At 50.6% G+C, this 15,947-nt stretch carries 13 protein-coding genes and 1 pseudogene; 7 read left to right on the top strand and 7 right to left on the bottom strand.

The window, feature by feature from the left end:
- The first annotated feature begins 20 nt into the window (after window positions 1–20).
- The gene (locus MWL85_RS00495) at window positions 21–1,928 is read left to right on the top strand and encodes a family 20 glycosylhydrolase (RefSeq protein ID WP_244400910.1); all 1,908 of its coding nucleotides are present in this window, start codon (window positions 21–23) and stop codon (window positions 1,926–1,928) included.
- A 27-nt stretch (window positions 1,929–1,955) separates the two neighbouring features.
- Entirely contained in the window at window positions 1,956–2,624 is a 669-nt protein-coding gene (locus tag MWL85_RS00500) for a GDSL-type esterase/lipase family protein (RefSeq protein ID WP_244400911.1), read from the top strand.
- A 28-nt stretch (window positions 2,625–2,652) separates the two neighbouring features.
- Here MWL85_RS00500 and dusB read toward each other — a convergent pair whose 3' ends face one another.
- From dusB to MWL85_RS00535, 7 genes are all read right to left on the bottom strand, one after another.
- Window positions 2,653–3,633, bottom strand: a complete 981-nt coding sequence (gene dusB, locus MWL85_RS00505; RefSeq protein ID WP_244401832.1) for a tRNA dihydrouridine synthase DusB — start codon at window positions 3,631–3,633, stop codon at window positions 2,653–2,655.
- The gene (locus MWL85_RS00510; RefSeq protein WP_244400913.1) at window positions 3,620–5,317 is read right to left on the bottom strand and encodes a SulP family inorganic anion transporter; all 1,698 of its coding nucleotides are present in this window, start codon (window positions 5,315–5,317) and stop codon (window positions 3,620–3,622) included. Before MWL85_RS00510 ends, dusB begins: the two co-directional genes overlap by 14 nt.
- Window positions 5,318–5,410: 93 nt before the next feature.
- Window positions 5,411–6,160: a 3-oxoacyl-[acyl-carrier-protein] reductase gene (gene fabG / locus MWL85_RS00515; protein WP_244400915.1), complete on the bottom strand. Its 750-nt coding sequence runs from the start codon at window positions 6,158–6,160 to the stop codon at window positions 5,411–5,413.
- Between the two features lie 14 nt (window positions 6,161–6,174).
- The gene (locus MWL85_RS00520; protein WP_244400917.1) at window positions 6,175–6,759 is read right to left on the bottom strand and encodes a TetR/AcrR family transcriptional regulator; all 585 of its coding nucleotides are present in this window, start codon (window positions 6,757–6,759) and stop codon (window positions 6,175–6,177) included.
- Window positions 6,760–6,763: 4 nt separating this feature from the next.
- Entirely contained in the window at window positions 6,764–8,089 is a 1,326-nt protein-coding gene (der, locus tag MWL85_RS00525) for a ribosome biogenesis GTPase Der (protein ID WP_244400919.1), read from the bottom strand.
- Between the two features lie 22 nt (window positions 8,090–8,111).
- Window positions 8,112–9,008, bottom strand: a complete 897-nt coding sequence (gene era, locus MWL85_RS00530) for a GTPase Era (RefSeq protein ID WP_244400921.1) — start codon at window positions 9,006–9,008, stop codon at window positions 8,112–8,114.
- A 23-nt stretch (window positions 9,009–9,031) separates the two neighbouring features.
- Complete coding sequence (locus MWL85_RS00535; RefSeq protein ID WP_244400923.1) at window positions 9,032–10,051, bottom strand: beta-ketoacyl-ACP synthase III; 1,020 nt, start codon at window positions 10,049–10,051, stop codon at window positions 9,032–9,034.
- Between the two features lie 219 nt (window positions 10,052–10,270).
- On the opposite strand from MWL85_RS00535, the gene MWL85_RS00540 reads away from it, so the two are divergent.
- The 5 genes and pseudogenes from MWL85_RS00540 (at window position 10,271) to MWL85_RS00560 (ending at window position 15,942) form a co-directional block, all read left to right on the top strand.
- Window positions 10,271–10,705 (top strand): YkvA family protein, encoded by a 435-nt coding sequence (locus tag MWL85_RS00540; RefSeq protein ID WP_244400925.1) that lies wholly within the window; start codon window positions 10,271–10,273, stop codon window positions 10,703–10,705.
- 403 nt (window positions 10,706–11,108) lie between these two features.
- Window positions 11,109–13,427, top strand: a complete 2,319-nt coding sequence (gene topA, locus MWL85_RS00545) for a type I DNA topoisomerase (RefSeq protein ID WP_244400926.1) — start codon at window positions 11,109–11,111, stop codon at window positions 13,425–13,427.
- Window positions 13,424–14,170: a tRNA (adenosine(37)-N6)-threonylcarbamoyltransferase complex dimerization subunit type 1 TsaB gene (tsaB, locus tag MWL85_RS00550; protein ID WP_244400928.1), complete on the top strand. Its 747-nt coding sequence runs from the start codon at window positions 13,424–13,426 to the stop codon at window positions 14,168–14,170. The genes topA and tsaB overlap by 4 nt, the downstream gene beginning before the upstream one ends.
- A 214-nt stretch (window positions 14,171–14,384) precedes the next feature.
- Window positions 14,385–15,245: an ACP S-malonyltransferase gene (gene fabD / locus MWL85_RS00555; protein ID WP_244400930.1), complete on the top strand. Its 861-nt coding sequence runs from the start codon at window positions 14,385–14,387 to the stop codon at window positions 15,243–15,245.
- 188 nt (window positions 15,246–15,433) lie between these two features.
- Window positions 15,434–15,942 (top strand): annotated as a pseudogene (locus tag MWL85_RS00560) (helix-turn-helix domain-containing protein).
- The last annotated feature ends 5 nt before the right edge of the window (window positions 15,943–15,947 follow it).

Consider the following 15,947-nt stretch of genomic DNA (forward strand, 5'->3'; position numbering starts at 1 on the left):
CTCACTGCTTCCCTCCGATTATGGCTGCCAAACATTATATCGCTTTATGGCTGATTCTTTGCCTTGCACCGCTTTCACTCTTTGCTAGTGAGCCTCCACTCCTGCCTATGCCTAAGGTGGTCACGTGGGACGAGGGGTATTTAACGCTTGATTCACTTGGGGATAGTATCGATGCTCCTAGAGAGCTTCAGCAATATAGCTCTTTAATTAGTAGTGAGTATCCACTTGGAGGTGAAGGGGGAGTGATCTCGCTTTCACTTGGCCTGAAGCACTCCAATCGGGAGGCGTACCGACTAGAGGTGAGTAGGGAGGGTATAAAGATACGGGCGGTGGAGCCTATCGGGATTTTCTATGCCATTCAGACATTGCGCCAGCTCTATGATCCAGAGCAGCGGGGCTTTAGATATGTGGCGATTGAGGATTATCCCGCCTTCCCTTGGCGTGGCTATATGATTGATGTGGGTCGCAACTACCAGCGGGTGGAGCTAATCAAGGAGCAGATAGATGTGATGGCGGCCCTTAAGCTCAATATCTTTCATTTCCATCTCACTGAGGATGTGGCGTGGCGACTAGAGATCAAGCAATATCCTCAACTCACCGATCCGAAGAGTATGACGCGGGACCACGGACTTTTCTATTCGGAGGCTGAGGTGAAGGAGCTCCAGCACTATTGTAGTGAGCGAGGAATTACTCTGGTGCCTGAGATAGATATGCCTGGCCACTCCAAGGCATTTGAGCGGGCGATGGGCTTTGGTATGCAGACGCCCGAGGGACGGGAGGCGGTGCTCAATATCCTGCGTGAGGTGGCGGAGACTTACGATTTTCCGATCATCCATATCGGGGGTGATGAGGTGCAGATTACCGATTCTACCTTTCTGCCAGAGATGATCCGATTCCTTGAGCAGAAGGGCATCACGGTGGTCGGCTGGCAACCAGGGGGCAACTTGACCTCCAGTACCCTCCGACAGCTTTGGGGCGAAGACTCTAGTACACTCTCTAGTGGCTCCTCGCTTCGCTATATTGATTCCCGAAACCTTTATACCAATCACCACGACCCTTTCGAGGCGATCCCTCTGATCTTCAATCACCAGATTGGTGGGGTGGACCAGGCTACCGATCGGGCTTTGGGTGCTACCCTTTGTCTTTGGAACGACCGTCGGCTCAGGAGAGGAGAGGATAATCTGCTTCACAATCCTCTCTATCCTTCGCTCTTTGCCTTTGCAGAGAGATGCTGGAGAGGGGGCGGTAATGCCTACTCATATGTGGGCATTCAAAAAGGGACCCTTCAGGAGTTTGCCAACCTAGAGGAGCGTATGTTGGCACTTAGAGAGAAGCAATTCCCGCACCTTCCCTTTCAGTACTACAAGCAGAGCGATATTAGCTGGAATATCTATGGCCCGTACGATAATGAGGGGCAAACGGATGCACGCTTTGCACCCGAACTGGTGCCACTTGAGACGCTCACCCCTGATACCACCTTGGTAGGAGCTACCATTATCCTTCGCCACTTTTGGCACCCAGCTGTGCGTGGGCACTTCCAAGAGGCAAGGGCCAATACTACCTATTACGCTAGTCGTAAGGTGTGGAGCGACCAAGAGCGAGAGGCGGAGATGTGGATAGGCTTTTACGACTTTTCACGTTCTACCGCTACCCCTACTCCAGCGGAAGGAACGTGGAATAATTACGATGCCAAAATATGGGTCAATGGTGAGGAGATCGCACCTCCGCACTGGCTGAGAGCTGGGCAGGATGGAGGAAATAACGAATACCCCTATGAGGATGAAAACTACTTCATTCGCCCTCCACACCGTGTCCACCTTCACTACGGGTGGAACGAGATTCTAGTTAAAGCGCCAATCCCTGCACTCTCGTCGGGCATTTGGTATGCCCCGAATAAGTGGATGTTTACGGCCATTATCCTTCCTTAGTTTTATAACAATAGAATTATTATATATATGAAGACGATTAATCATTTATTGTTGATTCTCACGCTGTGCAGCCTGTCGACCGTTGCTTTGGCGCAGAGTGGCGATTACCGAGGTTCTACCTACTATCACCAGCGTGAAAGCCTATTCCGTACGCTACCAGTGCAAAATGGTGCAGTAGTCTTTCTCGGTAATAGTATCACCGATGGGGGCGAGTGGGGCGAGCTATTTCCCGACCAAAAGGTCCTCAATCGTGGTATTAGTGGGGATGTGACTTTGGGTGTTTTGCATCGCCTCGATGAAGTGATTCGCCATCAGCCGAGTAAGGTTTTCCTGCTGATTGGTATCAATGACTTGGCTCGGGGACGTTCCAAAGATGAGATTTGCCATAATATTTTCCAGATTGTCCGAGAGATCCAACAACAGTCACCTGCCACACAGATCTATGTCCAGAGTATTCTCCCGATCAATGACCAGTATGATCGCTTCAAGGCTTTAGTGAATATGGGCGATGAGATTATTCGTATTAATAATGAGCTTGAGCAACATGCTGCTGAAGGTGGCTACACCTATATTGATCTCCACTCTGAGATGACAGATGGGGCAGGTCGTCTGCGTGATGACTTTGCCAATGATGGTCTCCACCTAATGGGTGTCGCCTATCAGCACTGGGCAGATATCCTCCGCAAACTACTATGAGATAGGCCTCGCCACCGTTATATGGCGGCTACGGAATCATCTCTGCTGCTTGGTCGATGAGCTGTAGCAGCTCTGCTTCGGTATTGGTGCGGAGCATAGCTACACGGTGGCTCTTGAAGTCGGGAATCCCTTTGAATAGGGGCGTAATGGCGAGGTGTCGGCGGAAGTGTAGGATCCCTTTGAGTTCGTTTTGGCACTTGGCAATGCTCTCGTGGAGCATCCTCTTGAGTACCTCTACGTACCACTCTGTGGGGTGCTGCGGTACCTCTTTGCCATCGAGCACCGCCCGCATCTCCTCAAAGACCCACGGCTGACCGATCGCACCTCGGCCTACCATCACCGCATCCACTCCAGTAGTTTCAAATCGTTCGAGGGCTATCTCGCCACTCGTTACGTCGCCATTACCGATGATTGGAATGGTGATGTTGGGGTTTTGCTTCACGCGAGCAATCGGTTCCCAATCGGCCTCTCCCTTGTACATCTGACTTCGGGTGCGGCCATGAATGGTGAGTGCTTGGGCACCCGCCTCCTGTATCTGCTCCGCCAGTTCCTCGATGATGATATGGTCGCTATCCCAGCCGAGTCGTGTCTTGACCGTCACCGGTAGCTCTACCGCATTGACCACCGAGCGAATGATCTCCAGCATCAGCGGGATATCGCGTAGCATCCCTGCCCCTGCCCCTTTGCCTGCCACCTTCTTCACGGGGCAACCAAAGTTGAGGTCGATCAGCTCGGGTCTCGCCTCTTCTGCCACCTTCGCTGCCTCCGCCATCGTGGTGGCATCTCGCCCGTATAGCTGTATGGCAACTGGTCGCTCCTCATCTGCCACTACCATCTTCCGTAGAGTGCTAGGGATTGAGCGAATGATGGCATCGGCATTGACAAACTCTGTTACCACAATGCTGGCGCCAAACTCACGAGCGAGCAGCCTAAAGGAGGCGTCGGTGACATCCTCCATCGGGGCAAGGAATAGGGGGCGGTTCCCCAAGTCGGTTTTACCTATCTGCATGCTTCTTGGTCCATTCCTCATAATCGTGAGGGTAGTGGGTCTTGAGGAAGTCCATTGCCCGCTCCACGGCTAGTGAGATGTGTGGCGTCACGTTTTCCTCACCGAGAAGGTCCACCACTCCACCCTGTCGGAGTGTCTCTAGCACCGCTGGCTGTACTCCACTGAGAATAATCTGCGTATGCGACTCCTTGTGGAGTTGGACCATAGTGATGAGGTTGTGAATGGCTGTGGTATCTACGAAAGGCACCATGCGCATACGGATGATACGAGCCCTTGGGTTACCCGGCATATTTCGCATTGTCTCATCAAACCTATTGGCAATGCCAAAGAAGAATGGCCCTTCAATCTCGTACACCTCTATGCACTTAGGGAGATTGAGCTTAGTGGATTCAGGGTGCCTATTTTCGTCATCTATTAGGTTGATTTCCGAGGCATCGAGCACTCGCTTCAGTAGGATTAGAATGGCGAGTACCATACCGATGCCGATCGCTACTGTGAGGTCAATCAGTACCGTGAGGAGAAAGGTGATCACCATCACGAGGGAGTCGCCCTTCGTTCCCTTAAATATCGCGATAAAGGAGCGCCAGCCACTCATATTGTATGAGACCACTACCAGCACACCTGCCAGCACAGCCATCGGAATATGACTGGTGAGCGGGGAGAGTACCAGCAATATCAGTAGCAGCACCACCGCATGGATAATGCCTGCAACGGGAGTTCGACCACCATTGTTGATATTGGTCATGGTACGAGCAATCGCACCAGTCACAGGGATACCTCCGAAAAAGGGCACCACGATATTGGCCACTCCTTGCCCCACCAACTCCATATTGGAGTCGCTCTTAGCCCCAATCACACCATCGGCTACAGACGCAGAGAGTAGGCTCTCAATAGCACCCAGCATCGCAATGGTAAAGGCGGCGGGAAAGAGTTGCTGCAGTCGCTCAATGGTCACCACTGGCATCACCAGGTTAGGCAAACCCGCCTCAATAGTGTAGCGGTCACCGATATTCTCAGGACGCGCAATCCCGAGGTAGCCCAGTAGCACACTCACAAGGGTGAGGAGAATGAGAGCAATGAGCGAACTCGGTAGGTTTTTATTGATCTTTGGCACCAACACAATGATCGCAATAGCAGCGATACCGAATAGGAGTGCCATCCACGAGGTAGTGCCAAAGGCACCGAAATAGGCTTCCCACTTACCGAGGAAGTCGCCCGGGAGGTCGGTGACCTGTAGTCCAAATAGATCCTTGACCTGAGTGGTAAAGATGGTGACGGCGATACCAGCAGTAAAGCCGACAATAATGGGGTAGGGGACAAACTTAATCAAAGAGCCAAGTCGTAAGAGCCCTAGCAGCACCAGCATCACCCCTGCCATCAGTGTGGCAAGTGCTAGTCCGTCGATGCCATGCTTCTGGATAATCCCAAAGACAATAACGATAAAGGCACCCGTAGGGCCTCCAATCTGCACTTTACTCCCGCCGAGTAGCGAGACGAGAAAACCTCCGATGATGGCGGTAATCAATCCCTCGGTAGGAGAGACGCCACTGGCGATACCAAAGGCAATGGCGAGCGGAAGCGCCACCACACCTACAATGATACCAGCGGTGAGGTCTTTGAAAAAGGTCTCCTTATTATAGTCCCTAAGATCTTTAAATAGTTGTGGGACAAGTCTATTTTTCATAATGAGTAAGTAGTAAATAGTTACCTGAACATAACGAGTCGAAATGGTAGGCAGCTAAAGCTATCGTGGCTCACGATAGGGGAGGTCGGTGATTTACATCACCATCCCGCCGCAGACATTGATGGTCTGCCCAGTAATGTAGGAGGCGGCATCGGAGGCGAGGAAAGCCACCACTTGAGCCACCTCTTGTGCCTCTCCAGGGCGACGTAGGGCAATCGACTTGCTCCACTCTGCCACCACCTTTTCATCTAGTACATCGGTCATATCGGTGCGGATAAAGCCGGGGGCTACTGCATTGATTCGGATGCCTCTCGAGCCTAGCTCCTTGGCTGTGGACTTGGTAAATCCAATTAGCCCCGCCTTGGAAGCCGCATAATTGGCTTGCCCAGCATTGCCCGTCACACCTACGACCGACGAGATGTTGATAATGGCTCCACTGCGGGCCTTCATCATCGGCATGGTGACCGCTTGAGTGAGGTTGAAAGCACTCTTGAGGTTGACCCTCAGCACATCGTCCCACTGCTCTTCCGTCATACGCATCAGCAAGGTGTCCTTGGTGATACCGGCATTATTAACCAGAATATCTATCTTACCAAACTCCTTGAGTACCTCCTCCACAAAGAGCTTTGCTGCAGCGTGGTCGGCGGCATCAGTGGCATACGCCTTTACCTTAACCCCGAATTGACCCAGCTCCTCCTCTAGGCTGCGGGTATTTTCATTGAGCGAGCGGCCGGTAAAAGCCACATTGGCACCTAGCTTTGCCAGTTCGGTAGCTATGGCTCTGCCGATTCCTCTACTTCCTCCTGTTACGATGGCTACTTTGCCTTTTAGTATTTCATTCATAGATTTATTGCATATTATTTTTGTAATCCTTCCATCAATAGGCTACGCACCACCCGATAGGTTTGCGTCACCGCCTTTTCTGTACGACCCAGTTGACCGCGGATAAAGGGCACCTCAAGCCCCTTCAGGCAAGCATGAATCAGCACGGCACTAGTGCGGATATCTATCTGCCTAAAAGAGCCATCTGCCACACCATCGGTCAGTATCTTCTGTATCAGCCTCCGCTCCAGTACATCAAACCTCATTCGAGCTCGCTCCACCGTAGCAATATCGTTGAAAAACTCCGCCTCTAGCGTGCCATTACGCTGTACCACCTCATTGATCGCCCGCTGTCGTTTGGCTATAAAGAGCATCAGCTTCGCAATGCCATTCATCGGCTGGTCCACAAACTCCTTCAGCTCTTCGTAGAGCAACTGCAGCTCGCCTTGAATTACGGCGAGGTACACATCACTCTTAGTGCCGAAGTAGTTGTACAGAGTGCGGCGCCCCTTGCCTGCTGCTACTGCGATTGCATTCATCGTCGTAGCGTGGTATCCTTGCTCCGCAAAGAGGTCTCTTGCGACCTCTATAAACTTCTGTCTTGTCCTATCTATCGCCACTGCCTTATTTTTTATCTCTGATGAAAATATTGATCGGTGTACCAGAGAAGTCCCAGTTGCTACGCACTTGATTCTCTAGGAAACGCTTGTAAGGCTCCTTGACCCACTGAGGTAGATTGCAGAAAAAGACAAAGCTAGGTACCTGCACCTTGGGGAGCATCGTCACATACTTGATCTTGATGTACTTGCCCTTATTGGCTGGTGGCGGTGTCTTCTCGATGATAGGGAGGAGCGTGCTATTAAGCTTGGCGGTAGGGATGCGCTTCTTTCGCTTATCAAAGATCTCCTGAGCCAGGTCTAGCACCTTGAGGATACGCTGTTTCTCTGTTGCCGAGATAAATAGGATCGGGAAGTCCACAAAAGGAGCCAGACGCTCGCGTATCGCCTCCATATATCCATTCATCACCTTTTGGCTCTTCTCCTCTATCAAGTCCCACTTGTTTACGCAGACGATCAGCCCCTTCTTATTCCGCTGAATGATGGAGAAGATATTTAGGTCTTGTCCCTCAATCCCTTTCGTCGCATCCAGCATCAATATGCAGACATCGCTATTCTCAATCGCACGAATACTCCGAAGCACCGAGTAGTACTCCAGATCCTCATTCACCTTGCCACGCTTGCGGATACCTGCTGTATCCACAAGGCTAAACTCGTGACCGAACTTATTATAATGCGTGTAGATAGAGTCGCGAGTGGTTCCTGCAATGTCGGTGACAATGTGTCGCTCCTCGCCTAGAAAGGCATTGATCAACGACGACTTTCCCGCATTGGGTCGCCCTACCACTGCGATACGAGGGTAGTTAAACTCCTCTTCCTCCTCATCTCTCGCCTCGGGCAGCGACTTCACCAGTAGGTCCAAAAGATCGCCAGTCCCAGTGCCGTTGATAGCAGAGATAGGAATTGGGTCGCCCAAACCTAGTTTGTAAAACTCTGCCGCATACACCTCCATATTGAAGTTGTCCGACTTATTCGCCACCAAAAGCACCGGTTTGCTGGTCTGCCTTAATAGCTGAGCAATGGACTGATCAAGGTCGCCCAAGCCAGCCTGTATATCTACCATAAATAGGATCAAGTCGGCCTCCTCAATAGCGATCTCCACCTGCCGATTGATCTCCCCTTCAAAGACATCGTCCGAATTATCCACCCAACCCCCAGTGTCTACTACGGAAAAGGTGACCCCATTCCACTCCGACTTGCCATATTGGCGGTCACGAGTAGTACCAGGCTCATCCGTAACGATAGCTGTGCGGCTCTTAGTCAGCCGGTTGAATAGCGACGACTTCCCTACATTGGGTTGCCCCACTATAGCTACCAGATTATTTCTTGCCATATCTTATACCTCTCTTTCTTTCTTAATCCAATTTATATCCGAAGTTGCGGAGCATTCTGTCGCTGCTCCTCCACTCCTTCTCTACCTTCACGAATAGCTGTAGGAATACCTTCTTATCAAAGAAACGTTCAATATCCTGTCTTGCCATCGTGCCAAGCTTCTTAATAGCCGCCCCCTTGTGCCCTATTAAGATACCCTTTTGCGACTCCCGCTCCACATAGATATTAGCGGCGATACGGATGAGGTTTTCCTCTTCCTTAAACTCCTGCACCACCACCTCTGTGGCATAAGGGATCTCCTTTTGATAGTAGAGAAATACCTTCTCCCGAATAATCTCCGAGACAAAGAAGCGAGCCGGCCGATCGGTAAGGGCATCCTCCTCGAAGTAGGGAGGCGAATCGGGTAGAAGTGCCTCTACACGCTCTGCAATATAGGCGATGCCTGCTCCGTGCAGCGCTGCTACGGGTAGCACCTCCAAGGCATTTGGCAAAAGTGCCTTCCAAGTCTCCACCAGCTCCTCTAGCTTTTCGGGTGTGGATAGATCAGCCTTATTGATCAGTACCAATACTGGCACCTGTAGCTCCCTCACATTGGCAAGAAACGCCTCATGCTTCTTAGGATCCTCTATCACATCGGTCACATAGAGCAGCACATCAGCATCTCCCAAGGCACTCTTCGAGAAGCCGAGCATCTGCTCCTGCATCTTGTAGGCGGGATCCACCACTCCTGGGGTATCGCTATAAACTACTTGCACTCCCGGTTTATTGACAATGCCGATAATCCTATGGCGAGTAGTCTGTGCCTTATTGGTGATGATACTGATCTTATCCCCCACCAACTTATTCATCAGGGTCGACTTACCCACATTTGGATTGCCTACTAAGTTGACAAATCCCGACTTGTAACCTCCTTCACTCATTATTATTGATATCCTCGCTTTATTTATTGACCGATCTTATCGCCATCATACCCCCACTTGAGGTAGATAGAGCCCCATGTGTATCCTGCACCAAAGGCGGTGAGGATCAGATTGTCACCCTTGCGAAGCTTACTCTCCCACTCCCATAGGCAGAGGGGAATCGTAGCCGAACTGGTATTGCCATAGCGGTCAATATTGACCATCACCTTATCCAGCCCTAGACCCATACGCCGTGCTGTAGCATCGATGATCCGCATATTGGCCTGATGAGGCACCACCCAAGCAATGTCTTCAAAAGTTAGCCCATTGCGCTCCATCACCTCCACAGAGCAGTCGCCCATCTCCGTCACCGCCTCCTTAAAGACGTGGCGACCATCTTGATGCACATAGTGCAGATGCTGGCGGACGGTCTCCTCACTTGGAGGAACAGCCGAGCCACCTGCCGGCATGATTAGGTGCTCCCGACCATCGAAGTTGCACTTAATCAGAGCGTCCATGATACCTACCTCCTCCTCGGTTGGTTCCAAGATAACACAGCCTCCAGCATCGCCAAAGAGCGGGAGTGTATTGCGGTCGTCAGGGTTGGTAATGGCGCTCATCTTCTCCGCAGACACCAGAAGCACTTTCTTGTAAAGACCACTCTCTACAAAGCCTCTCGCAATCTGCAACCCATAGATAAAGCCAGGACAAGCCCCTTGAAAGTCGAAGCAGGGCACGCCAGGAATGCCACACTCGCTGGCAATTACTGAGGCAGTGGAGGGAAAGTGGTAGTCGGGCGTGTTGGAGGAGCAGAGCACCAAGTCAATCTCCTTAGGGTCTACCTTGTGCCGTGCCATCATATCCTTTACCGCCTGAATGCCGAGGTACGAGGAGCCCGCACCCTTTTTCTTGAGTATCCTCCGTTCCTTGATCCCTACACGTGTGGTGATCCACTCGTCGCTCGTATCTAGTCGCTTTGCAATCTCTTCATTTGTGAGTACATCATCTGGGACATAGCCACCAATGGCTGTAATAGTAGCAAATCTCTTCGTCGTCTTATCCATCTCTTACCTATGCTGTCTTTTATAATTATTTATCATTTCCGCAGAAGTGAGCAATTCAGATAAGTCACTTCTGATGCCGCAAAGATACCAAAATATTTCTATTTATTCGGAAAGTGTGCAATCGCTTACTTACCCCTTAGTAAGAGGCAATATTTGGGAGGGTGGCTCAAAATGTGTAATATTGCACTAGATATAAAAACCAATGGATAGATAAATAGTATGGGAATATTGAGATTGACAAGGCGTGCGGGTAGTCTATGGACCGTGCTAAAGCAAGCAGAGCCAAAGGACTTTACTAAGTACAGTAGCCACTTCAGCGAACTCTCCTTTATGCAGAAGGTGGGCAGAGTGGGGGAGCTGCTGGGAGATACAATATTGATGCCCGTCCTCAAACTATACTATATATTATTGGAGCCTAGTGTGCCCAAGCAGACCAAGCTCTATATTATGGGGGCACTTGGCTATTTTATACTTCCTATTGACTTGTTGCCCGACTTCATCCCTGGGCTATTAGGTTTTTCTGACGACCTCATCGTGGTGGGCATCATCCTCAGGCAGGTGCGTAAGTATGAGACCCCACAGATACAAGCCAAGGCGGAGCACCTCCTTCGCAAGCTTTGCCCCTTGAAGAAAGAGGCCCAACCAACCCTCTAACCTCCCCCTTCCCCTGTCAAAGGAGTCGTTTCTCAACTGGTGCTTCATCGACCATCCGGCACGTCCATTACACATTGGGTGATGCTGAATTATAGATGAAAAGTGGTTTTGTAACCAACTGGTACCCAGAGATATATTTTGACGTTTGGCGAGTTGCAACTAAGCAATCGGTTAGTTGCAACTAAGCAATCGGATAGTTCCAACTAATCAATCGGTTAGTTGCAACTAATCATTTGCTTTGTTGCAACTCAGTTTTTGCTCTCCTAGCTAGAGGGTAACTTTTCGTGCAATAATCCCTTCCTGTGAGTTCAGTTTTTTGTCTAGTTATATATAATGTGTACTTTTGCAAATCCAATCAATTTTGGGCATGAAGAGTGTAGGGCAAAATAATAATGATAAAGATATGGCAAGTAACCTGGTGATAGTGGAGTCACCCGCTAAGTCAAAGACCATTAGTAAGTTTCTAGGCAAGGACTACCAAGTCCTCTCTAGTTACGGGCATATACGTGACCTTAAGACCAAGGGGATGGGTGTGGATATTGAGAATAACTTTGAACCGCAGTACGAGGTCTCTGAAGATAAGGAGCGAGTGGTTAGGGAGCTGAAGAGTGCTTCCAAAAAAGCCGAGAGTGTGTGGCTTGCAAGTGATGAGGACCGCGAAGGAGAGGCGATAGCATGGCACCTAGCTGAGGTGCTTGGGCTGGATAAGAAGGCAAAGAATAGGATTGTATTCCACGAGATCACCAAGACAGCGGTAGAGCATGCCCTTGAAAACCCTCGTGCCATTGATGAGCAGATGGTCGATGCTCAGCAAGCCCGTCGGGTGTTGGATAGGATTGTTGGTTTTGAGCTGAGCCCAGTGCTATGGCGTAAGATCCGTCCGCAGCTTTCGGCTGGAAGGGTGCAGTCGGTAGCCGTCCGGATCATCGTAGAGAGGGAGCGAGAGATCACTGCCTTTGAGCAAAAGAGTAGCTTCCGGATTCGGGGGTTATTCATTACCACGAGCGGGGAGAAAGTGGTGGCAGAGGTGGCGAAGCGACCTGAGACAGAGGAAGAGGTAAGGGAAATCCTCAACGCCCTCATTGATGCCAACTATAGTGTGGGTAAGATAGAGGTGAAGCCGACCAAGCGCAAGCCAGCAGCTCCCTTTACCACCTCTACCCTACAGCAGGAGGCTTCTAGGCGGTTGGGCTATCCCGTAGGGCTTACCATGCGATTAGCTCAGAGCCTATACGAAGCCGGGCACATTACCTATATGCGTACCGACTCAGTTAATCTCTCCGACTACGCCATTGCCACTAGCTGTGCTCTAGTAGAGCAAGCCTACGGCAAGGAGTATGTTAAAGCCCGTCGCTATAAAGTCAAGACCAAAGGTGCTCAGGAGGCACACGAAGCGATCCGCCCTACCAATGTGGAGGTGGAAATTGCAGGAAAGAATAAGCAAGAGCGCGCCCTCTACGAGATGATTCGCAAGCGGACACTCGCTTCGCAGATGGCAGATGCAGAGCTTGAGAATACCACAGTACAGATATTGAGTGGTACCCCCACCCAGTTCGAAGCCAAGGGAGAGACGGTCACCTTTGATGGCTTCCTCAAGGTCTACTTAGAGGGTCGCGACGATGAGGATACCGAGGAGGAGACTGGCCTACTACCACGCCTCCAAACTGGTGACCCCCTATTGAGTGAGGAGGTGGTAGCACGCGAACGCTTTGCACAGAGACCCCCTCGCTACACAGAGGCATCGCTGGTAAAGCGGTTGGAGGAGCTCGGGATTGGGCGTCCTTCTACCTACGCTCCTACCATTCAGACCATCCAAAAGCGAGAGTATGTGGTGAAGAAGTCCATCGATGGCGAGTCACGCAATTATGTAGAGCTCAAACTCGAGAAGGGAAAGATCTCCAAGCGTACCAAGAAGGAGGTCTATGGGGCAGATAAAAACAAACTCTTCCCTACCGACACTGGACTGGTGGTTACTGACTTCCTCGTGGAGTACTTTCCTCAGGTGTTGGACTATAACTTTACCGCACGGGTAGAGGAGGAATTTGACGAGATTGCGGCAGGCAAAAAGAAATGGAATAGCGTCATCGCTACATTCTACGACCTCTTCCACGATAACGTAGAGGGGGTGATGGCAGAGAAGAGCAATCACAAGGTGGGCGAACGCATCCTCGGTGAAGATCCCAAAACTGGTGAGCAAGTCTCTGCTAAGATCGGGCGCTTTGGTCCGATGATACAGATCGGTATTGCCGACGAAGAGGGCAAGAAGCCACGCTTCGCCTCTATCCCTACCAACCTTTCACTCGAGACCATTACCCTCGAGGAGGCACTCAAGCTATTCGACCTGCCACGTACACTCGGAGAGTACGAGGGGGATAAAGTTGTTGCCAGCATCGGTAGATTTGGCCCTTATGTTCGCTTTGGCAAGCTTTTCGCTAGTATTCCAAAAGATCTTTCGCCCTACGAGATCACCCTTGAGGAAGCGAAGCCGCTCATTGATGCCAAGAAGGAGCAGGAGCGTAATAAGTTCATCGCCTCCTTTGGTGAAGGCGATGAGGTGGTAGAGGTGCTCAACGGTCGGTGGGGTCCCTACATCAAGTATCAAAAGAATAACTACAAGATCCCCAAGACAACAGATGCCAACACGCTGACAGAGGAGCAGGCACGCAAAATAATTGCCGAGACGGCAGCAAGTGGGGCTAAGAAGAAGCGTAAAAAGAAATGATGAAAAAGAGATATATCCTACTCCTAGATAGCTCTACCGACTACTGCACAGTGGCTCTAGCCGAGGAAGGCGATACCCCAACGATTATCGCTGAGGCGGAAGAGACCGACCGCTCAAAGCAGTCGGAACGATTGGCTGTGATGGCACAGGAGGTGCTTTCGCAGCTACCACAAGGCAACGAGCTATCCGCCATCTGCGTAGCCGAAGGACCCGGAAGCTACACTGGGCTTCGCATCGCGGCAGGGTATGCCAAGGGTTTGGCTTTTGCCAAAAGGGTTCCTCTCCTCGCTATATCCACCACTCAGCTCATCGCCCGTAGCTATCTCGCCCACGAGACAGCACCCGAAGAGGCACTATTGATGCCGATGATCGATGCCCGTCGTATGGAGGTCTACTCGGCACTCTATAATGCCAAGGGGGAGCCTGTATCAGATATCGCCGCTTTGGTCTTGACTGAAGAGGAGACGCAGGCCTCTATCACCGAGTTGGTAGAGCAGCATCCCGTAGTCTACTTCGGATCGGGTGCCGAGAAGGCACAGAAGCTATTCCAGAGCCTACTACCTGGTAGTCGCTACGTTGCCAATATCTACCCCCACGCCAAGCATATGGCGAGCGACGCCTTCCGTCTGCTAGGGGCCGGAGAGCACCTCGACGTTGCCTACTGGGAGCCTTTCTACCTCAAAGAGTACCAAGCCAAAAAGTCCCTCAATAAGGTACTCGCCCAGCTCCTCCCCAATAAATAAGCTAGCGAATGCTTTATCGGACAAGTCGGACAGGTCAGACAAGTCGGACAGATCGGACGGCACGTAGATAAGTGCTACGAAATCCGACTTGTCTGACCTGTCCGATTTGTCCGATAAGGTACCTCCCCCCCCCCCTCATAGATATTTGGGAGATAATGCGTACCTTTGCGATGTATTATAATTAAGTAAAAACAAATTAGAAAGAAAGATCGTTATGGCATTACGCGCATCAGTATTCCCAGGACAAGGAGCTCAGTTTGTAGGTATGGGGCAGGACCTCTACGAGAGCAACGCCGAAGCAAAGCAGCTATTTGAGCAAGCCAATGAGATACTTGGCTTCCAAATTACCGATACTATATTTCATGGCACCGAGGAAGAACTTAAGCAGACCAAGGTGACCCAGCCAGCGGTATTTATCCACTCCTACATCTCTGCCAAGGTGAGCGACGAAGGGTGCAGTGCCGATATGATGGCAGGTCACTCCCTAGGCGAGTTTACAGCACTCGCTGCTTCGGGAGCTCTCTCCTTTGAAGATGCACTGAGGCTAGTGAGCAAACGAGCTCAAGCGATGCAAAAGGCGTGCGAGCAAGCCCCTTCCACTATGGCCGCTATCATTGGGCTGAAAGATGAAGCGGTGGAGCAGCTCTGTGACTCCGTCCAAGGTGAGATCGTGATCCTTGCCAATTACAATAGCCCTGGCCAAGCGGTGATCTCGGGTTCCGAAAAAGGGGTACAGCAAGTCTGCGAGCTGGCAAAAGAGGCGGGTGCTAAGCGTGCCTTGCCCCTCAATGTGAGCGGAGCCTTCCACAGCCCATTTATGGAGAGTGCCAGAGAAGAGCTAGAGGCAGCCATCAGAGAGACCCACTTCAAGGCACCTAGCTGCCCTATCTATCAGAATGTCGATGCCCTCCCCCATACCGACCCTGAGGAGATTCGCCACAACCTCATCATGCAGCTCACAGCACCAGTTCGCTGGACGCAGACCATCCTTAATATGCACAAGGATGGAGCAGAGAGCTTCACTGAGTACGGCCCCGGTAAAGTGCTCCAAGGACTCATCAAGCGCATCTTCTAACCCCCGCCACTCCCACTTGTGAGGAGCCAAAAGCCCTAAGTTCTAAACCGAAGTGCAATTTTTGAGGTACTAGGGACTGCCTTTATCACGGCTTATTTTGTGGCCGATCGGCCACAAAATAAGCCGTGAAAAAGGGCAAAGAAGGGAGTGTGGATTCATAAAACAAAAATGGGAGGCCGAAACCTCCCATGGGATTAGTATATTTGTTTTATGAACAAAAAAAGTACAAACATCTAACCCTTGACCAAAGATACATAATTGAGAGCAGTCTAAAAAAGGGTTTGTTGAAAAAAGAGATCGCGGAGCTTGTAGGAGTCTCTCCATCTACCATTACTAGGGAGATTAAGAGGAATGCCAACAAGAGTGGAAGATATACTCAAATGCACGCCCAAATGCTGGCCAATGAGGATAAGGAAAGGGTTAAGCGAAAAAAGAAGAGAGGGAAAGGTGTGTGGAAGAAAGCAATCGAAAAACTAGGGGTTAAAGTTTACTTCGCAGACCCTTACTCCTCTTGGCAAAAAGGAATTATTGAATACTCAAATATAAACTACTGAGACAATACTTGAAAAAGAATGAGGACTTCAAAGATATTACCAATAAGCAAGTACTGAATTATGTACAGAAAATCAACTCAAGACCAAGAAAAAAACACCAGTACAAGACCCCAATGGCGGTCTGGTTGGAAAATAATAAGTAAATTGC

The sequence above is a fragment of the Porphyromonas somerae genome (assembly GCF_022845615.1).
Classification (GTDB): domain Bacteria; phylum Bacteroidota; class Bacteroidia; order Bacteroidales; family Porphyromonadaceae; genus Porphyromonas_A; species Porphyromonas_A somerae.